Here is a 21,276-nt window from a genome sequence, read left to right as displayed (position 1 = left end):
TATTTATTTAGTTTTTTCCATGAAAAAAGCACCCAAAATCAATTGGATGCTTTTTCTCTTTTATTGACATTTACTTAAAGCGACAGATTATAAATCTTCGTCTTCGATAAAAGTCGCTAATACTTCTTCTACCATATCCCATTCTTCTTCAGTTTCAATAGGATTTAATTGACCTTCAAATCCGTCTTCACTTTCAACGTAAGAGAAAGCTTGTAATTCTACGCCCTCTTCGTCAGATACGCCTGCTGGGTAGACGATAACATATGATTTACCGAAATCTTCTGAATCGAATGTAAATAGAATTTCGAATAATTGCTCGTTACCTTCCTCGTCAACAATTGTAATGTGCTCGTGACCCTCGTGGTCATGTTCATGATGTTCAGTCATTTGAAAATCTCCTTTTTCTCTCCTGTGTTGAGCCTATAACGGACTCAATCAATATCTCTCAATAACCATCATATCGGGCTTGAAAAGTCAGAATTATCCGTCGCTTCCCAAGATGCTCCAATTACTTAACAGTAACTGCTCGTCCTTTGGTCCAGCGCGTCAATTCTAAACGAATTTCCGCACACCTACTATGATGGGTGGGCATCTAAATAATTTTGCAGAATCAATACGGCGGCCAATTTATCGATCACTTTCTTACGCTTCTTACGACTGACATCGTTGGCAATTAACATCCGTTCTGCTTGAACAGTTGTTAACCGCTCATCCTGATAAAAGACTGGTAAATCAAACCTGTCTATCACAAGTTGTCCGTATTTTTGTGATGCTTCAGCGCGTGGACCGATAGAATTGTTCATATTCTTGGGTAAACCAAGAACTAACGCTTCTACCTTATACTCAGCAATTAATTCACCAAGTCGGTCCAAACCGAAATCTTCTAATTCTTCATCGATTGGAATGATTTCTACCCCTTGGGCCGTCCAACCGAATGGATCAGAAACAGCCACGCCGACTGTTTTAGACCCCACATCTAATCCCAAATATCGCATTACTCGCGACCAGATTGTTTCATGTAATTCACGATTAATTCTTCAAGAATTTCATCGCGGTCATGATAACGGATAATATTACGCGCTTCGTTATGACGTGGAATATAAGCTGGATCACCAGATAATAAATAACCAACGATTTGATTTACTGGGTTGTAACCTTTTTCTATAAGAGAATCATATACGATTTCTAATGTCTCTTTGACATCCTTTTCGTTGTTTTCTCCGAAATTGAATAGGACTGTTTCATCTTTATTACTCATCAGAACACCTCCAAATATTATCTATAGTTTACCTAATTATCCGTATTTTAACAAGAAATCGTCATTATTTGCCAATAATTTCTTTCGCAAACGCAAGTGCTTCTTCAATTCCAGCTGGATTTTTACCACCGGCTTGGGCCATATCTGGACGACCACCACCGCCACCACCAATTTTTGGTGCGACTTGTTTGATTAGGTCGCCTGCTTTAACACCCGCTTTAACAGCATCTTGACCAACAGCGATTAATAAATTCGCTTTATCATCCACTGAAGTTGCTAGCACAAGGATATCAGAAGAGTCTTTTTGTTTCCACTCGTCCGCAATCTTACGTAAATCATCCATCGAACGATTTGGTACGTGTTCAGCGATTACAGTATAAGCACCAGCAGTTTCTACATGATCAAAGATTTGACCTGCTGCTTGCGCATTCATTTTATCACGTAAAGCACTTAATTGCTGTAAAGTTTCCTTATGTTCTTCTCTAAATTGTTGTAAACGTGAAACAATATTTAAGAATTTACCAGCTTTAAGATTTGCAGCGATTTGTTTCAAGATATTTTCTTGAATCTTGTATTCTTGGATAGCAGCTAATGAAGTTACAGCTTCAATACGACGAACACCAGCACCGATACCGGATTCTGAAGTGATCTTGAATAGACCGATTTCAGCAGTATTATCAACGTGTGTACCCCCACAAAGTTCAATTGACCAGTGGTTAATATCTACCATACGCACTTCGCTACCATATTTTTCACCAAACAAGGCTTGTGCACCAGCAGCTCTAGCTTCATCAATAGACGTCACTGTTGTCACAACTGGGAAAGCTTCCGCGATTGCTTCATTTACTTTCGCTTCCATTTCAGCCAATTCTTCATCTGTAACTTGCCCAAAGTGCGAGAAGTCGAAACGTAAGTGGTCAGCAGTTACCAATGACCCCGCTTGGTTAGCATGGTCTCCTAAAACATCTTTCAATGCTTGATGTAATAAATGGGTTGCCGTATGGTTTTTCTCGATTGAGTGGTGACGACGGCGGTCAACCGCTAATTGTACAGTTTGGTCCAATACTATAGCTACTTCTAATTTCACTTCATGTAAGTGTTGACCATTTGGTGCACGAACAACATTTACGACATGTCCAATTAATTGGCCATCTTCATCTAGGACGTCACCTGTATCCGCAATTTGACCACCCATTTCAGCGTAAAATGGTGTCTGCTCAGCTACTAAGTATACCTCGTCCCCAGCTTCTGCTGACGACACTAATGCGTCTCCTGACACAATGGTATTCACGCGCGTTTCTACGACTAATTGGTCGTAACCAACATAAGTTGATGTCACGTCAATTTCACTCAACACTTCAGACTGCACAGCCATACCTGTTGAATCCTTACGCGCAGCACGCGCACGTTCTCTTTGTGCTTTCATCGCTTCTTCAAAGCCAGATAAATCAACATCAATACCCACTTCTTCTAAGTATTCTTGCGTTAATTCTAATGGGAAGCCGTAAGTATCATATAATTTAAAGGCTTGCGCACCAGACATCACTTTATTATGTTCCGCTTCAAGCGTTGCAATCACTTCTTGAATAATCGCTTCCCCTTCATTGATGGTTTCGTTAAAACGATCTTCTTCTGTTTTAATTACATCCTGGATAAAATCTTGGTCTGCTTTCACTTCTGGATAGAAGTCAGCCATAATGTCCGCAACAACAGGTACCAATTTCGTTAAGAAGTTATCTTTGATACCTAAACGTCGTGCATGCATGATCGCACGACGGATTAAACGACGTAAGATATAGCCACGGCCTTCATTTGAAGGTAAAGCACGGTCACTAATGGCAAAAGTTACTGCACGAACGTGGTCAGCAATTACCTTATAAGAAACATCAGTTTCAGGTTTTTCACCGTATTTTACAGTTGTCCCTAACGTTTCGATTTCTTTAATAATCGGTAAGAATAGGTCTGTTTCAAAGTTGGTTGGCGCATCTTGGATGACAGAAGTCATACGCTCTAGCCCCATACCCGTATCAATATTCTTATGTTTTAAAGGCACATATTCGCCGTTTGGCATATGGTTAAACTGAGAAAAAACGATATTCCAGATTTCCAAGTAACGCTCATTTTCCCCGCCTGGGTACATTTCTGGGTCAGAATCTTCTAAATCTTGGTATTTAACCCCGCGGTCATAGAAAATTTCTGTGTCCGGACCACATGGACCAGCACCTAAATCCCAGAAGTTATCTTCCACTGGCACATAATGGTCATCAGATAAACCAGTCGCCTTACGCCATAATTCAACTGTTTCAGTATCCTCTGGGTAGTAAGTCATATATAGTTTCTCAGGATCTAATCCCAACCATTTCTCGTCAGTTAAGAATTCCCAAGCCCAAGGAATCACTTCAACTTTGAAGTAGTCCCCGATAGAGAAGTTCCCTAACATTTCAAATAAGGTATGGTGACGCGCTGTCACACCAACATTTTCAATATCGTTGGTACGAATTGATTTTTGTGAGTTGGTGATACGCGGGTTTTCAGGTACAACAGAGCCATCAAAGTATTTCTTCAAGGTTGCTACCCCTGAGTTAATCCATAATAATGACGGATCTTGAACTGGCACTAATGAAGCACTTGGCTCCACACTATGGCCTTTAGATTGCCAAAAATCTAGCCACATTTGGCGAATTTCTGCTGATGTTAGTTGTTTCATAGTTGTCCTCCTCAAAATAAAAAAACATAGCTTTGCAAATTGAGGACGACTTTGCGCGGTACCACCTCATTTGCAATGCTATGTTCACATTACCTCTCTAATTGCTGGATAACGCTAGCGCGTAGCCTTTCGACTAAATGTTTAGAAAGAGAGCATTTTATGGTTGGATGCTTGCACCTAATCATCCTCGCTAAGGTTCATAAAATATGGTTCTTTCCACTTGTAGACTTTTCAGTCTTTTCACATTCCAGATTATACTGACATAATGCCTAATTTGTCAAGTTACCAAGCCGGTAAATCAATTAAAAATCTTCCGGCTTAATCCCTTCCATTCCAATCATAGGGTCAATGGCATTCATCAAAACCAATTCGGCAGTGAGTTTGAAATCTACCACTGCTGAACCAGCTTCATCACTCGCTTCTGTATCGCTATCGATAGTGGTTGACACATTTTCTGCTTGTTTTTCTTTACCGTCTTTATTGGCCTCGAGTTGAATGCTAGTTACCGTCGAATTTTCACTCTTAGATTCTTTGCTGTCAGCATCATTTTCCTCTTTGTCCTCTATTTCTGCTGCAACCGCCGTTGCCATCCGTTCATCAATATCCACAGCTTCCATTAAAAAGTCTTTCAGCTGGGTTTGCCGGCTAGCATCCACATTTTGAATGGCCGTTTGAAAGGCCTGGGGTTCACCGCACAAAATCAAGGACTGCTTGGCCCGCGTAATCCCCGTATATAATAAATTTCGCTTCAGCATCCGGTGGTGTTGCGGCACTAAAGGTACAATGACAATCGGAAATTCTGACCCCTGCGACTTATGGATGGACGTACAGTAAGCCAGCGTAATTTCATTAAAGTCATTCCGTTCATAAGTCACCTCAACCTCATCAAATTGCACCACAATCTGGTCTACCTTGTTAGTCGTCTCCTTGGCAAAAAAGATAGCCACTATCTCACCTAAGTCTCCATTGAAAACGTTCTTCTCGGCTTGGTTTTTCAGCTGCAAGACCTTATCCCCAACCCTAAAGGTTTGTTCAAAATAGACTAACTCCCGTCTTTTACCGTCATCGTTGGGGTTTAAAACAGCCTGCAAACGCTCATTGATATGATTGATCCCGGCCTGTCCTTTATAAAGTGGTGCTAGGACTTGAACGTCTCGTTTTTGGTAGCCCTTGTCAACAGCCCGCTTAGCCACAATAGCTACTAAGTCTGCAATTTGATTCGCCTGCACCTTGAAGAATGACCGATCTCGTTGGTTCATCATCAGGTCTTTTGGGACAATCCCCTGTTTAATCTGATGAGCCAATTGAACAATGGTCGACTGGTTTTTCTGACGGTAGATTTCATCTAATTCGCGTGTTTTAACCGTTTGTGATGACAACAAATCAGCTAATACTTGACCAGGACCCACTGAAGCTAACTGGTCTTTATCCCCCACAAAAATGACTTGCATAAATGAAGGTACACTTGAAAGTAATTTATAGGCAAGCCATGTATCCACCATGGACATTTCGTCAATAATCAATAAGTCAGTTTCTAGCTGCATGCCTGACTCTTCGCCGTCTTCGCTGTCATCCTCTTCACCTGTTAAACCAAGTAAACGGTGAATAGTTGATGCTGGCAGATGGATCATTTCAGTCATTCGTTTAGCGGCTCGTCCTGTTGGGGCGGCTAAAGAAATTGGAAAGGCACCTGGGTCATATTCTTCTACATTTAAAGAAATATTATTTAAACGAGCATACAATTGGACGATGCCGTTTAATACCGTTGTCTTACCTGTCCCTGGTCCCCCAGTTAAGATAAACATTTTGGAAGTTAACGCCTCTTTAATGGCTTTCTTTTGAGCCTGTCCGTAGGAAATACCTAAGTCTTGTTCTAGTTTTTGGATTTCTTCGTCTAAATCAACACCCGGATATTGGGGTTGATACTGAGGTTGCTGCATTTGCCCCATCATCTTGGCAATACCCACTTCAGCAAAGTATAAAGTTGGCAAGGCAACTCGCCCTTCTTCAGATAAGATCAGCTTACCTGTTTCGTTCATATCTGAAATGGTATCTTGAATGCGTTTGGCTTCAATAAATTGTGACTGCCCGTGCATCAAGACTTCTTGGGTTTTCTCAATCAGTGGCTCCTCCATCACAAAAGTATTCCCTGATTCAAAAGTGGCTAAGTTTAGGACAAACATGACACTCCCAGCAACCCGGACTGGTGAATCCAAGGGGAAGCCAATATTTAAAGCGATTTGGTCTGCTTTTTGAAAACCAAAACCGCGGATATCGTCGATCAAAATATAAGGATTTTCTTCAATAATTTCGACCGCTTCGTTGTGGTAGAGGCCATAAATTTGCCCAGCCAACCGCGATGAAAAGCCCATCTCAGCTAGCTTAACGAAAACTTGTTCATTCCCTCTTTGTTCAACCATCCGCTCATGTAGCATAGTTCTAGTCTTTTTAGACAAACCTTTAACCACTTTTAAGGCTTCTGCATCATTTAAAATAGTATCAATGGTTTGATCGCCAAAAGCATCAACAATACGACTAGCTATCGTATCCCCAATTCCTGGAAATTGTTCGGATGATAGAAAGCGTATTAACCCTTCTTTAGAGGTGATTTTCTGCGCTTCATAAGAAGTTACTTGGAATTGAACACCATATTTAGCGTGGTCCACCAATTTACCTTTAAAATGATAGGTCGTCCCGTCCTGGATAGTTGGGAAGTTTCCCGTCATCACGATTTCTTTTTCTGAATACATGGTATTGGTTTCGTCTATTTCAACTGACATTACCCGATAAAAGTTGCTTTCATTAAAAAAGAAGGTCGCCTTTACCTCACCTATGACATAATCTTCACTTGTTGGTTGATTCTGATTTTGTCGCATGTTGGCTGCTCCTTCCTCGTCTTAGTAATCTTACATATTATAGCATATTCAAGTAGTTCAGAATGGATAGATTTATAGGTATCTAAGTCATTTCGCCTATAGAAATATAATAAAAAAAAAAGACGTGACCATGACATCACGCCTCTTCTATGTTAGTTTGAATTGTTTGAATAGTTGATTGAAGTGTTTAAACGTATTGCAATTCTGCTACTTCCGAATTTTTGAAAGCAGCATCAATTGTACCGCCACCTAGACATTCTGGACCGTCGTAGAATACAACTGCTTGTCCAGGGGTGATTGCACGTACTGGTTCTGCAAAAGTGATTTTCGCAGTCCCATCTTCATTGATATCAACATGGACTTGTGTATCTTTTTGACGGTAACGGAATTTCGCTGTGCAATCAAAAGAAGTTGCAGTAAATTCGTCATCGACAAATGATAGGTCACTCGCCATTAAGTAGTCTGCATATAATTTATCGTTGTGGAAGCCTTGGCCAACATATAAAACGTTTTTAGCTTGGTCTTTCCCTACAACGAACCATGGTTGATCAGATTCGCCACCGCCACCGATGCCTAATCCTTTTCGTTGGCCGATTGTATAGTACATCAAGCCCATGTGGTCACCCATTACAGTCCCATCTTCAGCAATCATTTTACCAGGTTGTGCTGGTAAAAAGTTACCTAGGAATTCTTTAAAGTTCTTTTCACCAATAAAGCAAATACCAGTTGAGTCTTTTTTCTTAGCAGTTGCTAAGCCTGCTTCTTCAGCAATTCGACGTACTTCTGGTTTTTCTAAATGGCCTAATGGGAACATGACACGTTGTAATTGATCTTGTGATAATTGGTTAAGGAAGTATGTTTGATCCTTGTTATTATCTAAACCACGTAACATGTGCACTTTGCCATTAGAGTCGCGTTCAACTTGCGCGTAGTGGCCAGTTGCAACATAGTCAGCCCCAAGTTCTAATGCATAGTCTAGGAAAGCTTTAAATTTAATTTCCTTATTACACATTACGTCCGGGTTGGGCGTCCGGTCACGTTTGTATTCATCTAAGAAATAAGTGAATACCTTGTCCCAATATTCCTTTTCAAAGTTAATCGAGTAATAAGGAATACCGATTTGCGCGGCTACTGCGGCAACGTCTTTGTAATCTTCCGTTGCTGTACAGAAACCATTTTCGTCTGTGTCATCCCAGTTCTTCATGAAGATACCGATGACATCATACCCTTGTTGTTTCAGTAATAAGGCTGTTACGCTGGAATCAACGCCACCACTCATACCAACTACCACGCGGGTATTTTTATTCGGATTATTTTCTACCACAACATCACCATCTTTCTGCCATAATTTTACGATTGAAGGTCGTATATTAGGTTGTTAGTAGAGATTATAAAATCACAAGTACAAATTATACAGGCTGTAGCAAAAAAAGCAAGCAATACGCTTACTTTTTTCGAGTATATTTATCAACTATAGTCTATACAATTTCTTCAAGGATACCCATAGTGACCATATCCGCTTGTAACCGTTCAACCGCTTCTTGCAGTGGTGCCATCGAATCGTTTTTATAAACATTCACCACTTGCATACCGTTCAAATTAGTCACAGTCATAGAAAAACCATCAAGGCTGCTATTCACTTTCATTTTGAATAAAACTTCGCGGCTATCATTAAATGATGCGGTTACTACGCGTTCGAATTCAAAGTTCCCTTGTTTACCCTCTTGGAATCCGTAGTCTCTAAGGGTATATTTCTTCACTGTATCGGCTAGTTTAAATTTCTTACTAGCCCCTTTCAACTGGACACTTGCTGTCATTGCCATAATCTGTTCCCCTCCACTAAAAATAACTATTTAATTGAAGCAAAAATATCTAAAATTTGATCAATATCTGAAAATTCAGTTGGTTCCCCAAAAGAAAGTCGTAAACTTTCTGCGATTCGCGGCGAATCCGCCCCGTACATAGACACAAGCACGCGTGATGGTTCAAGTGATCCTGCTGTACATGCTGAACCTGCTGATAAGTAAGCATCTCTTAAATCTAGCTTGATTAAAACTTGATCAGATGGGTGACCTGGCCAATAGATATTTAAGACATGGGCCAATTCTGCTTCAGTCGGACCATTGATTTGGAAGTCTAAGCCACGTTCTAGAGCGCCCTCCAAGAAATGTTGACGCAAGGCCTTTAAGTGGTCTTGGTGCTTTTCCATATTGTCATATTGCTTTTCGATTGCTTTAGACATGCCCAAAATTAAAGGTAAGGCTTCTGTCCCTGCCCGATGTTTGTTTTCTTGGTTACCGCCGCGTACATAAGGGGCAAAATCCGCCTTAGCATTCCGGTAATACATAAAGCCTATTCCTTTTGGCCCGTATATTTTATGGGCAGACATAGACAAGGCATCGATGTGCATTTTTTCCACGTCTAGAGGAATATTCAAATATGTTTGGACAGTATCTGTATGGAAGAAAATATCCTTTTCATGTAATAAATCGCCAATAGCTTGAATGTTTTGCAAGGACCCAACTTCGTTATTGCCGGCCATAATGGATACCATAATCGTCTCTTTTCGGATGCTTGTTTTCAATTCTTCAAAGTCAATATGACCTTCTTCGTCGAATTCTAGATAAGTCACTTCAAAACCTTGTCTTTCAAGGTGACGCATAGTTTGGTAGACAGAAGAGTGTTCTGCAGCGGTCGTAATTAAGTGTTTACCCTTATCCGCTAAACGAGCTACAGTTTGGTTAATAGCTGAATCATTCGACTCGGTTCCACCAGAAGTGATGATAATATCATCTGCATCAGCGTTTAGAGTCTCGGCAATTTGTCTGCGGACGCCTTCTACCTTCTGCTTAGATTCACGCCCAATCTTGTACAAACTTGAAGCATTTCCGTAATCATCATGCATGGCTTGCGTAATGACTTCAATGACTTCTGGGTCAACTGGTGTTGTTGCGGCGTAATCTAAATAAATGCCTTTCATTATTTTCCTCCCGTAAATTTTGTTTTCTCTGGGAATAGGAAGCTTAACAGGTCTTTAGTGATCCGTTTGCCCTCTCCCACTGCTGGGTATATGTGCATCATCATCATTGGGTTAAAATTGGCTTCAATTAATGCATAGTTATCTGCACTTGCTGGTTGGTGAATGTCTTCAATCATTAGGTCTAATCCGGTAATATTCACCCCTAAAACAGCCGCCATCTTCACAGCAATTTCCTTATAAGAATCATGCATATCGGCTAAGACTTCAATAGAATCTCCACCTGTTGAAATGTTTGAATTCTCTCGTAAAATTACTTGTTGCCCTTCAGGCACCACATCCGTTGGTGTCAAGCCTTGTTGTTTCAAGGTATTCACTTCGATGTCCCCTAATTGGATGATTTCTAGTGGCGAACGATGGTCTCTTCCTCGTTTAGGGTCTTTATTCTTGTCAGCGACTAAATCTTCAACGGTTGACAGACCGTCTCCAATCACATTAGCCCCGACACGGTTGACAATAGACAGAACTTCCCCTTCTTGCACGTAAAATCGGTATTCAGTTCCAAAGGCAAAGTCTTCAATTAAAACAGTATGGTCTTCTTTAAAGGCGATATCTAAAGCTTCCTTAAATTCGTCAGCCGTCGCGCCTTTCTTAAAGATTGAAATCCCAATTCCCATATTGGTTGATTTTGGTTTAATCACAAAAGCTTTGTCTTGGTATAAGGCGACTACTTTCATCGCTTCACCAAATTGATTAAATTCTAGACTTTTTGGCACATGAATGCCGTGCTCAGCTAATAAGGCCTTAGTGACTACCTTATTTTCCATAACATAGTGGCCAATATAAGGGTCTTTGCTAGTAATGTTAGCATTCTTCACGATTTCCTTGTGGGTCTTATATTTTAGACGGAGCATCTGGTCATCCCGGTCCAAAATATCCATTTGGTAGCCTTCTTGGATGGCATCAAACATTAGAATCTGGGTTGATAATTCCATATCTTCAAAGCCACCTAAAGCATAAGGTTTAGCCCAGGCTGACTCGTAGACCTCTTCCGCGAATTGGCGACCTGCTTTTAGGAATCCATCAACATCTTTCATAGTCGTCATCATTTGGCCAGCTGGCGTTAATGCTGGGTCTTTCATCCGGTCTACCATCAATTGTGTCGTTTCAATAACCGATTGATCAGCTTCAATCGCCTCTAACATGTCTTGCATGTCTTGCAAAATAGCTAACCCTTCGTCCATAGCTTGCGTTTTTTGGAAAGTTTCCTCTTCAGCAACCTTAGTCTTCAAGTCAATCCCGTAATGGACATCCGCCATATTGGCATCTTTACTGGACCAGACTAAGTACAAGATGAAGTATTTCATGAATTCAATATCTGACGCTTTAATCCCGTAAGCGGCATCCGGTTGAATATCTAACAGTCTAAATTCTAGGTACTTAATCCCTTTATTCAGTAAAGACCGGGCTTTGTTGGCACCACGTAACCGAACATTTGAATAAAATTCTTTCTCAGCGATTAATCGGCCTTCAGTCACGTTGGCCTCTAATTGCGTCACATAGTCCTCTAAATTGTCATAAGTAAAAGTCACATCATCCTTATTGATATATCCTAGACGTGAGTTTCGAATTGACCGCACTGGGTGGTCAAACTTATCTGATGGCACGCGGAAAAAGCTGTCATCCGCAATTGGCGCCGCGCCAAATAAATAAACTAAAATCCACTGGTAACGTAAGAAATTACGAGATAAACGTAGGTAAAAATCAGATTGGAAATCTTTTAGCGATTGACTATTGCCGTCTACTTTTTTCGCTTCTTCATGGACTAGTTGAATGAAAGCAGGTGAAATCTGCATATTATAGTGAATACCAGAAATCATCTGCAATTTTTTACCGTATACTTCTACTAAATAGTCCCGGTAGTCAACAGCAGCTGGGTCTTCTAAATCTGCCACTTCAATCAAGTCATCCGCCGGCAAGGCAGGTGGCATTGAGTATGGCCAGATCCGTTCATTTTCCGTTAATGACTCAATCGCCACTTCATGTATCGCTTGCAACCATTCCATGACATGGTCCGCAGAATAAACTGGCGGAGTCACCAATTCTAATTGAGATTCCGCAAAATCCCGTTGAATATAAAATGACGACGTTGACCCATCCACTTTTTTAGGGTGCGGGGTTAAGGCCAACTGCCCCTCAGGTGTAATCCGGTGCCCCTCTCGTTCAATCCCTACCGATGCCTCTTTGAAGGCGTGGCGAATCTCTGCTTGTTGAATGAATGACTGTAACCAATTCATATGTAATCTAACTCCTCATCTACTCTTCTACCATCCGTATAGCAATGGTTGTTCGACTTATTTTATCATTAATGTGCTTGTCAGACCATTTTTCTGTCTTACTTTTTTATTGGAAAACGAACGTATATTCGCTAACCTAAATCACCTATGTTATAATTAAGGGGAGTATAGTCAAGAGAGGAGCCAGGTAAATGTCACAAAATAATCCCTTAGCCTTTCGCATGCGACCGCGGTCAATCGAAGAAGTTGTCGGCCAACAACATCTGGTTGGAGAAGGCAAAATCATTTTCCGAATGGTAAAAGCCATGCAATTATCATCCATGCTCCTATATGGACCGCCGGGCATTGGGAAAACGTCTATTGCCTCAGCCATCGCTGGGTCAACGAAATATGCCTTTAGAAAATTAAATGCCGCTACAGACAGCAAGAAGGACTTACAGGCGGTAGTTGAGGAAGCTAAATTTTCTGGCGGTATCGTCTTATTACTAGACGAGATCCACCGGTTAGATAAAACAAAACAAGACTTTCTACTACCCCATTTGGAATCAGGCTTGATAACTTTAATTGGGGCCACAACTGAAAATCCCTTTATTAACACCAGTCCAGCCATCCGTTCTCGGGCCCAAATTTTTCAATTAGAACCACTGGATGAAGCAGATATTAAAACTGGTTTAGAACGGGCCTTAACCGATAGTGACCGCGGATTAGGCAGTTTTCCAGTTGACATTGATGACAATGCTATCGATCACTTTGCCCATGCAGCCTTTGGGGACTTGCGGTCGGCCTTAAATGCCCTAGAACTAAGCGTTAAATCAACAGATGAAAATGCGGATGGCCGTATCCATATTACTTTGGATATCGCGGAAGAAAGCATGCAGATGAAATCATTCTCCCACGACGCAGACGGAGACATGCATTACGATGTCATTTCAGCCTTTCAAAAATCTATTCGTGGAAGCGACGTAGACGCTGCCCTCTTATACGCAGCACGCTTAATTGAAGCCGGTGAATTAACCATTTTATGTCGGCGATTATTAGTCATTGCTTACGAAGACGTTGGTTTGGCCAACCCGCAAGCAACTGAACGAACGGTTGCCGCAGTTCAAGCGGCCAACCAATTAGGCCTACCAGAAGCTCGGATTCCTTTAGCCAATGCCATTATCGATTTAGCCCTATCGCCTAAATCTAATTCGGCCATTGAAGGAATTGACGCCGCCCTTGCTGATGTACGGGCCGGTAAGTCTGGTATCATTCCAAAACACTTAAAAGATGCGCATTATAAAGGCGCTGAAAAATTAGGTCACGGCAACGAATATAAGTTTCCACACGCTTACCCTAACCACTGGGTAGCCCAACAATATCTACCAGATACCCTAGTTGGTAGGCGGTATTACGAAGCAGGAGACACCGGGAATTATGAACGGGCTTTAGCTGAAAACCGCCGTAAACGTGAAGGTAAATAATCACTTATAAATATTAAATTTATAGTAATTGTCGGCTTTTTCAGGCCCTAAAACTTGAAATTTCCCTCAAAAGATTGTATGATATTTATAAGAAGAATTCCTCTGTAGTGTTCGCGATTTCTTTACATGTGTTGACCGAACAATTAGCTATCTAGGGAACTGCCAAGGTTTATGGATATAACGCCTCATCACGAGGACTGTTGAAGTAGATATGTGGTTCCCACCTGTATATCAATGCGGGTTCAATACAGATAGATCTCATCACGGCACATAACGGAGCTCTTTTATAAAATTAACTTTTTAGAGGATGCGTTTATCGCATCCTTTTTTGTTGTGGAAAAAATCCTCGGAACTAATATTGGAGCATTAGCACCGAGGATTTTACTCTCTAAATTTCAAATTTATTATGTATGTCGTTCCAGTCATTAGTAAATTGAGTCACAGCATGATTAATATTAGCATCAGCTAAAAATGCATCAGCAACATCCGTGCCAACTGTGACGAATTCTGCACCTGCTAAATTTGCCTTTAGAACTTGATCAACGTTCTTAAAACTGGCTGCCAGAATTTTAGTTTCACTATCAGTTCTTTTGATATTTTCATAAATATTACTAATAGCTTGGTAAGGATCATTATTTAAATTTGACATCCGATTCACATATGGCGCTAAAAAATCAGCATTTATTTCAGTTGCTAGAATTGCCTGAATTTCATTATAAATGGCAGTAGCCGTTATCTTAACCCCTTGTGCTTTCAAAGTCTTAATCGCTGCGAGTCCGTCCTTATTCGCTGGGATTTTAATATATGTATCTTCCCCGATTAATCTTTGAATTGTCTCAGCATCTTTTAAAATCCCTTCATAATCACTGGCAATTGTTTGAACATGCATAGATTTGTCGGTTCCTATGATTTCTCTAATTTGTTTGATATGCTGCGCAAAATCAATTTTTCCTTCTTTTTTTAATATACTAGGATTAGTAGTAACCCCTTCAACAGGAAGGTATTTAACGTACTCTTGTATTTTTTCAATATTTGCCGAATCAATAATTAATCTCATTTGCTTCTCCTTAAAATCATCTGAACTGATCGATAGGAATTTGTTTAAAACTAGTTACGATTTGATCTGCAGCTGACAGGTCCTGATCAGGATAATCAGGATTGTTGAACCCAATCGTGTACATACCAGCAGCTTTTCCAGCTAACACACCATTTTTCGTGTCTTCAATCACTACACAATCTTCTGGTTTACTGTTTAGTAAGTCTGCTGCAAGTAAGAATACATCCGGTGCTGGTTTAGAATTTTCAACTTCTTCTCCACTTACCAGGTATTTAAAATGATCATTTAAATCTAAACTGGACATCACATGGTTGATATCTTTTTTAGGTGAAGAAGAAGCTACAGCCATTTGAAACCCCGCATCTGATAATTTTTTTATAAAATCTTGTGCCCCTAGAATGGCCTTCACACCATCATTTTGAATCATGAGTTTTCTTTTGCGATTCATCAGTTTAATATATTTGTCAATACTCAAAGGTAGTCCAAGTTCATCTTTCATAGTTTGCCACATATATTCGTAAGTGGTTCCCATAAATTGATATTGATAAGATATGTCTTTAACAAATCCTGCTTCTTTAAGAATCTCCGTTTTGGAATTTAAATATGTGTATTCGGAGTCTGTAATAACGCCGTCCATATCAAAAATTATATTCTTCAAGCTATACATCCTTTCAGACAATTACACTATTGAGATTTCTGAACCGTTTTCAACATTCGGAATAGGCTTATCTTCCACATATAATGTTCCTGCCAACTCAGGCGATACCGCTCCATCAAACTTAATCGTAATATGGCCCAATTCTTGTAAATTTTTATTCACAACATTACCAACAGCCGTTATTTGGAACTCATGACCTTCGATTACAACATATTGTCCTACTTGAATTTCTTCGGAAAGATTAGCCTTATCAATTCCATAGCAATAATCTGCTAGGTCCGCTGGCGCATCATCTCCAAATAAAATCATCATTTTCTCTTCTTTAAATATTTCGGCTTCTGGACCAATATTTAAAATTTTAGTTTGATAAATACTCAATTTAATTTTCCTTTCTATTTATATAATCCGAAGCTTGCTAACCAAGCCACTACAACACGGGGAACACCATTAATAAATCTAGAGTATAGTACTGCAGGTACACCTACTTCTACCGTTTCTGAATCTGCTTCAGCTAACCCCAATGCAACTGGAATGAAGTCACAACCATTTTGTGTGTTAATCGCAAATAATGCTGGTAAAGCTAATTGAGGTGGAATATTACCTTTACCGATTTCAACCCCAATTAATGCGCCAATTACTTGAGATACTACGGCTCCAGGTCCTAATAAAGGTGATAAAAACGGAACTGAACAGATGAAACCAATAACAATCAAGCCAAATACATTACCAGCTAAAGGTGCCATAAAGTTCGCGATGATTTTACCTACTCCCGAACCTTGAATTAACCCAATAATTAAAGATACGAATGCCATAAATGGAATCACAGTAGTCAACATGGTTTGCACTGCTTCACGAGCAGATTGGTTAATTGTAGCCATAAAGCTACCAACAGCTAAACCTATTTTCCCAATAATACCACTACCGCCTTGTTGGGTCATTTTTTTACTAGTATCATATGTAGGTTTCTTTTCATCTTTATTATGAGTCGATGCAGTTTCCTCTGATACAAGTGGCTGTCCTTCTTCACTTTCTTGATATAATTCAATTTGGCTATTACTTACTTTTGAAACATAAATATCTTCAGTAATATACTGTGCTAAGGGGCCAGCTTTACCAGTTGGAAGGACATTTATTGTTGGTATACCCTTTTTAGGGTAAATACCACAGCGCAAAGTCCCACCGCAATCAATAATTGCTAAAGCAATTTCGTCATCTGGAATAGAAGTCTTAAATCCATTAACAGCTTCCATACCTGTTAATGCTGCAATTTTATCGACGATAGCAGGTCGTTCTCCACCACCAACTACATAAATGAACTTGTGCTTCTGCTCTGTCGGTGTAATAACAAGTGGTCCACCAAAGCCACCACTGCCTTTTGAAACTTTAATACTTTTGTATGTTGTCATAATGAATTCCTCCCTTTACACTACCGTTTTAGCATCTTTACTCAACTGTATACCTTGAGTTTTACATAGTCGCTCAGTAATAAAGTCAGTTGACCATCCACCAATGAAATTCATGACTAACCCAACTAATAAGTAACGTACTGCTAAGTCCATCTCATTTAATCCTAAATCAATTACCCCTTGTGCGATCCCCAACCATACAAATAGTTCTCCTGGATTTATATGAGGGAATACACCATTGCTAGTATGGCAAAATTGCATCTGTGATGCGATAAAACTTGGTTTATAAAATTCAGGTAGGAATCGTCCCATAGTCATCGACATTGGATTTCCTAACATGAAAGCTGAAACAAATGGTAATACTAAGTAGCGTGTTACTGGATTTTTAGCGGATACTTCAGCTAGTTTTTCCACTCTCTCTTCACCTAAGAAGTTAACAATTGCATTCATCGCTACCATTAACATTAATACCAGCGGTACAATTGAAGTCATCATGCCAATAAAGGTATCTGCTCCTGATTGAAATAGGTTCATGAAACTTTCTGCAAATTTAACTATATAATTCATTCTTATATCCTCCCGTTCAATTTACTAACTAATTTTGATTTGTAAACATTCATCATATCCATCATTCTATCTACTTGACCAGTAGTCTCTGGTTCATGGTATTTACCTGCATCCACTAATACGAATAAATCCCGTGCATTTTCCATTGCAAACTGAGTGAGTTTGTTTTCTTTTTGGACTAAAGGATGATGTTTATCAATAAAATGTAGATTTTGACCGACATACTGGTCTATTTGTTTAAATTTAGATAATACAGTTACTCCCTGCATTAAATAAGCATCAAAAATTTGACCATCATCGTTGATACCAAAGAAAACGATAGTACCTGCTCGAACTTTTCCAGACTTACGTCCTATTGCCACTTTTCCTCTGCTTCTAATATTTTGATATATTTTGTTAAAATTTCGAATTTGTATGTAACCAAATATCGTCTGTAGTACAAACGCACAAAACATTATTAGACCTACAATCAGTATGTTGTCCATAAAATTTAGTCCTCCATTATTATTTGCCGTAAATTGTCTTCGGAATCAACATCAGAAAATTTCTTAATCAAATTCGAATCACTACTGATCCTGAAAATAAAATCGTAAACATCCAAAAGCAAATTATTAATTTCTTCATCTGCATTATTGGGAATTGCTAAAAGAAAGACAAATTTTGGAATATCATTTGTATCCTTATCGTATTTCCCAAAATTTAAAACTATCTTTCTATTTTTGAAATTCAAGGCGTGAGGCATGCCAATTGTAGGATCAAAAATAGTAGATTTCATATTTTCTCTTTCTAAAATATTGTCCTTAAAATTATCATCCACCAAGTTTGCTTCAATCAATTCCTCGGACATTTGATTAATAAGATCTAGATAATTTGAATTGGCAGAGATTTTAGATATAACAAGTTCCAACTTGTTATCAGAAATTAGAGAGTTTTTCTCAATCTTTCTCCACTGTTCTTTAACAAATGAATCATTCACTATAGAATTCATCTGTATAACAGGCACCTTAGTATTTCTTGTTCTTAATGGTATTGTTGTAAATATAGCAAAATATTTATCCAACGTTTCATCGGAAACTTCTTGCTGTGAGTATGCTGTTACATGAACATCATGTCCGATTACTTTTTGCAGCTGGTTTTTAATGATCAAGGCCGTTCCCATCCCCGTATGACAAATCACTGCTATATGTCGCTTATTTGGTACACCGTTTCCACTAAGTTCCATTTCAAAATATAGGGTTAAATAATTAATTTCAGCTTTAGGAACATCTCTACCTACTACATCTGCAATTGTTCTTGATGTTTCTTCAGCAATCGCATATGAGGAAGGATATTTCTCTGCAACTTCTTCAAAAAATAAATCGTTCATATCTAGCTGCATAACTAACCTGTTAGTGAGATGGGTTAAGTGATATCGCATGATATCGAAAAACTGGTCGTTAGATATAGATATTGAAAATACTTGCTCTACATTTTCAATTATTTGATTAAATAAATGTCTAGTCTTGTTCATGTTATAAACTTTTTTAATCCCGCTACCTTGGTTAAACACATTAAGCGGGTAAACAATAAAGTCCATCTCAGTTGCACTCAAAGACATTTCAAAATTTTCTTCAAATAGGTAATGTATGTATTCAAAAAATTCTGTATTTTTTATAAAATTCTCATAATAAGGATTGATAGATTTGAGCAACTGTTTATTTCTAACTCTTAAGATGCTTACTTCTATTACACTCGTTAACAATCTCGTGATATGGGCTGGGATATCATTCTTATGACAATAGGAAGATAACAAATTCTTAAAAGAATCATTTACTAGTTCAGGTGGGAAATATTCCATGACATAGTTAACATAGATTAGGCGTATGTCCAATTCTTCACCAATAATTACTAAGCCATTGTTAGTCTTTCCAATAATTTCTACCTCATAATCAGATATAATTTTTCGTAGCGTAGATATATTATTTGAAACTGTTCCCCTACTAACCATCATTTCTTCCGAGAGTTGATCAATCGTAATTATTTCTTCTTGTCCAATTAACCGTTTTAAAATATACGCCATTCTTTTAGTTGTAGAGTTAAAATCACTTTCTCTTTTTAATTTTCCTGCTAGTATTTTTTCATATTCATTGATATCAAAAACAGCTAAAGTATAAACGCCATCTTCAGTACTGATTGATGCAATTTGATCTAGCTCATTATTTAATAGATAGATATTTTTGGATAAAGTTTGACGGCTAATATCTAATAAATCAGCCAATTCTTTTTGCTTTATACTTTGATAGTTATTCATAATTTGTAAAATTTGGTACCATCTATTAATAATTGCCATTTCAAATCATCCTAACCTCTAGTTTTTCCACCAGCCACATTAATTGTCACACCAGTAATATAACTTGATTTATCTGAAAATAGATATGCTACTAAATCTGCCACTTCTTCTAGTTTTCCACTTCTACCCAGTGGCGTAGTAGATGTACTAGAATAGCCATCTCTTAATTTTTCAACTGTGATGTTTCTAGTATAAGCTAATGATTCTTCATAATCTAACGTTCTTAAACCTGTTTCTTCCATTATACCTGGCGCAATTCCGACAACACGTACACCGTGCTTACCTAATTCTTTTGCCCATGATCTTGTATAACTATAAACAGCTGCCTTAGTTCCTGCATATGGACTTTGTCCTTCCGAACCTTCTAAACCAGATTCTGAACCCATATTAATAATTACACCAGCATTTTTGTTTACAAGTACTCTTCCTACCGCTTGTGCAACCAAAAATACACCTTTCTGATTAATAGCTAACATCTTATCAAACGTTTTTTCATCTAGTTCATATTTACCATGTGGATCTTTTGGGTCTACCAAAAGTCTCGGAATGTTTATACCAGCATTATTCACGACACCATCAATCGTTCCAAAAGTTGCCACCACTTCATTTACAGCATTTTCTACAGCTAAAGCAGAAGTTACATCTGTTTGTACGAATAATAGGTTTTCATGTGTCAGTCCATTATCCGAAATATCAAGATTTGCCACCTTTACATTCAACGCTAGTAACCTTTCTACAATAGTCCGACCAATTCCTGAGGAACCACCCGTAACTACTAACACCTTACCTTCAATATTTAACCAATCAGGCATCTAATTGCCTCCTTATTTATTTGATAGCTTTAGTTTAGCAAGCCCTTACATTTTTATTAATACAGGCTTTTTTCAACCTTAGTTAAATTTGTTGTATTAATCCATTTTTCGATCACGTAGGATACAAGATAAGAGAAGGAACCTTCTACAAAGTCAATCATTATTGCTGTTTTTCCTTTTTCTACCTATATAACTGCAAAATGATACTTAAGCGCTTACTTTATACTTTTTAAGTGGTATAATAAGTACAAAGGAGCGTGAGGAAAATGTATCAAGAATATTCACGTATATTAGCCCCAATTGATGGTTCCAACGAGTCTAGATTAGCGTTTAAAAAGGCTGTAGCTGTTGCTAAGCGTAACAATGCTACCCTAATTGTTGCCCATATTATTGACACCTCTGCCTTCCAAACAACAAATATGTATAATGAGGTCATTCCTGAAGCCGTGACGACACGTGCTAAAGTCATGTTAACTGATTATGAAGAAGAAGCGCGTAAAGCAGGGATTGAACGAGTGGAAACTGTGATTGATTATGGTTCTGCCAAGTACCAAATTTGCCATACTTTAGCGCCTGAAAATAAAGCAGATTTAATTATGATTGGTGCGACTGGTTTAAATGCTGTTGAACGTTTATTTATCGGCTCTGTTTCTGAATATGTGATTCGTAATGCCCCATGTGATGTGTTAGTAGTTCGTACGAATTTAGACAATGAACAAATTGCTGACTAAATGCTCAGCAAAAAATTTACTCAAATAAAATAAACCGCCAACTAGGTGATGTCATGTCTCCTGGTTGGCGGTTATTTGGGCTCTACAATATATAGGACTGATGACTTCAAAAAAAGAGGAATCTCCATTATCATAAAG

At 38.8% G+C, this 21,276-nt stretch carries 19 protein-coding genes and 1 other RNA gene; 3 read left to right on the top strand and 17 right to left on the bottom strand.

Features of this window, described 5'->3' with window-relative positions; all coding sequences use genetic code 11:
- Positions 1-87 precede the first annotated feature (87 nt).
- From AC973_RS08615 to gshAB, 9 genes are all read right to left on the bottom strand, one after another.
- A complete protein-coding gene (locus AC973_RS08615; protein ID WP_016897544.1) occupies positions 88-387 on the bottom strand; it encodes a DUF1292 domain-containing protein in 300 nt (99 codons plus the stop codon).
- A gap of 188 nt (positions 388-575) precedes the next feature.
- On the bottom strand, positions 576-995 hold the full coding sequence (gene ruvX / locus AC973_RS08610) for a Holliday junction resolvase RuvX (protein WP_016897545.1): 420 nt from the start codon (positions 993-995) through the stop codon (positions 576-578).
- The gene (locus AC973_RS08605; protein ID WP_016897546.1) at positions 995-1,258 is read right to left on the bottom strand and encodes an IreB family regulatory phosphoprotein; all 264 of its coding nucleotides are present in this window, start codon (positions 1,256-1,258) and stop codon (positions 995-997) included. Before AC973_RS08605 ends, ruvX begins: the two co-directional genes overlap by 1 nt.
- Before the next feature lie 64 nt (positions 1,259-1,322).
- Positions 1,323-3,965, bottom strand: coding sequence for an alanine--tRNA ligase (alaS, locus tag AC973_RS08600; RefSeq protein ID WP_048729621.1), 2,643 nt, complete (start codon positions 3,963-3,965; stop codon positions 1,323-1,325).
- Positions 3,966-4,267: 302 nt separating this feature from the next.
- Positions 4,268-6,841 carry an ATP-dependent RecD-like DNA helicase gene (locus AC973_RS08595; protein ID WP_048729619.1) on the bottom strand — a complete coding sequence of 858 codons (2,574 nt, stop codon included), beginning with the start codon at positions 6,839-6,841 and terminating at the stop codon, positions 4,268-4,270.
- A 187-nt stretch (positions 6,842-7,028) separates the two neighbouring features.
- Positions 7,029-8,120 (bottom strand): tRNA 2-thiouridine(34) synthase MnmA, encoded by a 1,092-nt coding sequence (gene mnmA, locus AC973_RS08590; protein ID WP_048729631.1) that lies wholly within the window; start codon positions 8,118-8,120, stop codon positions 7,029-7,031.
- A gap of 199 nt (positions 8,121-8,319) precedes the next feature.
- On the bottom strand, positions 8,320-8,664 hold the full coding sequence (locus tag AC973_RS08585; RefSeq protein ID WP_016897550.1) for a hypothetical protein: 345 nt from the start codon (positions 8,662-8,664) through the stop codon (positions 8,320-8,322).
- 26 nt (positions 8,665-8,690) lie between these two features.
- A complete protein-coding gene (locus AC973_RS08580; protein ID WP_048729617.1) occupies positions 8,691-9,821 on the bottom strand; it encodes a cysteine desulfurase family protein in 1,131 nt (376 codons plus the stop codon).
- Complete coding sequence (gene gshAB, locus AC973_RS08575) at positions 9,821-12,115, bottom strand: bifunctional glutamate--cysteine ligase GshA/glutathione synthetase GshB (RefSeq protein ID WP_048729615.1); 2,295 nt, start codon at positions 12,113-12,115, stop codon at positions 9,821-9,823. The genes AC973_RS08580 and gshAB overlap by 1 nt, the downstream gene beginning before the upstream one ends.
- Positions 12,116-12,306: 191 nt before the next feature.
- Here gshAB and AC973_RS08570 point away from each other — a divergent pair, with 191 nt between their 5' ends.
- Together AC973_RS08570 and ssrS are read left to right on the top strand one after the other, a co-directional pair.
- Complete coding sequence (locus AC973_RS08570) at positions 12,307-13,578, top strand: replication-associated recombination protein A (protein WP_048729613.1); 1,272 nt, start codon at positions 12,307-12,309, stop codon at positions 13,576-13,578.
- 96 nt (positions 13,579-13,674) lie between these two features.
- Positions 13,675-13,862, top strand: a non-coding RNA gene (gene ssrS / locus AC973_RS09545) — 6S RNA.
- 104 nt (positions 13,863-13,966) lie between these two features.
- Here the strand turns inward: ssrS and AC973_RS08565 are convergent.
- From AC973_RS08565 to AC973_RS08530, 8 genes are read right to left on the bottom strand one after another with little or no spacing between them, the layout of a single operon-like run.
- The gene (locus tag AC973_RS08565; protein ID WP_048729611.1) at positions 13,967-14,635 is read right to left on the bottom strand and encodes a fructose-6-phosphate aldolase; all 669 of its coding nucleotides are present in this window, start codon (positions 14,633-14,635) and stop codon (positions 13,967-13,969) included.
- Between the two features lie 16 nt (positions 14,636-14,651).
- Positions 14,652-15,302, bottom strand: coding sequence for an HAD family hydrolase (locus tag AC973_RS08560; protein ID WP_048729610.1), 651 nt, complete (start codon positions 15,300-15,302; stop codon positions 14,652-14,654).
- Positions 15,303-15,314: 12 nt separating this feature from the next.
- Positions 15,315-15,671: a PTS glucitol/sorbitol transporter subunit IIA gene (locus AC973_RS08555; protein ID WP_048729607.1), complete on the bottom strand. Its 357-nt coding sequence runs from the start codon at positions 15,669-15,671 to the stop codon at positions 15,315-15,317.
- 14 nt (positions 15,672-15,685) lie between these two features.
- Positions 15,686-16,699: a PTS glucitol/sorbitol transporter subunit IIB gene (gene srlE, locus AC973_RS08550; protein ID WP_048729606.1), complete on the bottom strand. Its 1,014-nt coding sequence runs from the start codon at positions 16,697-16,699 to the stop codon at positions 15,686-15,688.
- A gap of 15 nt (positions 16,700-16,714) precedes the next feature.
- Positions 16,715-17,266 carry a PTS glucitol/sorbitol transporter subunit IIC gene (gene srlA / locus AC973_RS08545; protein ID WP_048729604.1) on the bottom strand — a complete coding sequence of 184 codons (552 nt, stop codon included), beginning with the start codon at positions 17,264-17,266 and terminating at the stop codon, positions 16,715-16,717.
- A 2-nt stretch (positions 17,267-17,268) separates the two neighbouring features.
- Positions 17,269-17,751, bottom strand: a complete 483-nt coding sequence (locus AC973_RS08540; RefSeq protein ID WP_053083828.1) for a transcriptional regulator GutM — start codon at positions 17,749-17,751, stop codon at positions 17,269-17,271.
- Positions 17,752-17,756: 5 nt separating this feature from the next.
- On the bottom strand, positions 17,757-19,595 hold the full coding sequence (locus AC973_RS08535; RefSeq protein WP_048729603.1) for a BglG family transcription antiterminator: 1,839 nt from the start codon (positions 19,593-19,595) through the stop codon (positions 17,757-17,759).
- An 11-nt stretch (positions 19,596-19,606) separates the two neighbouring features.
- The gene (locus AC973_RS08530; protein ID WP_048729601.1) at positions 19,607-20,407 is read right to left on the bottom strand and encodes an SDR family oxidoreductase; all 801 of its coding nucleotides are present in this window, start codon (positions 20,405-20,407) and stop codon (positions 19,607-19,609) included.
- 266 nt (positions 20,408-20,673) lie between these two features.
- Between AC973_RS08530 and AC973_RS08525 the strand changes: the two genes are divergently transcribed.
- The gene (locus AC973_RS08525) at positions 20,674-21,138 is read left to right on the top strand and encodes a universal stress protein (RefSeq protein WP_048729600.1); all 465 of its coding nucleotides are present in this window, start codon (positions 20,674-20,676) and stop codon (positions 21,136-21,138) included.
- The last annotated feature ends 138 nt before the right edge of the window (positions 21,139-21,276 follow it).

The organism is Carnobacterium sp. 1290_CSPC (assembly GCF_001053265.1).
Classification (GTDB): domain Bacteria; phylum Bacillota; class Bacilli; order Lactobacillales; family Aerococcaceae; genus Aerococcus; species Aerococcus urinaeequi.
The sequence above is the reverse complement of the archived record's forward strand: the minus strand, read 5'-3'. Positions and strand labels throughout refer to the sequence as shown.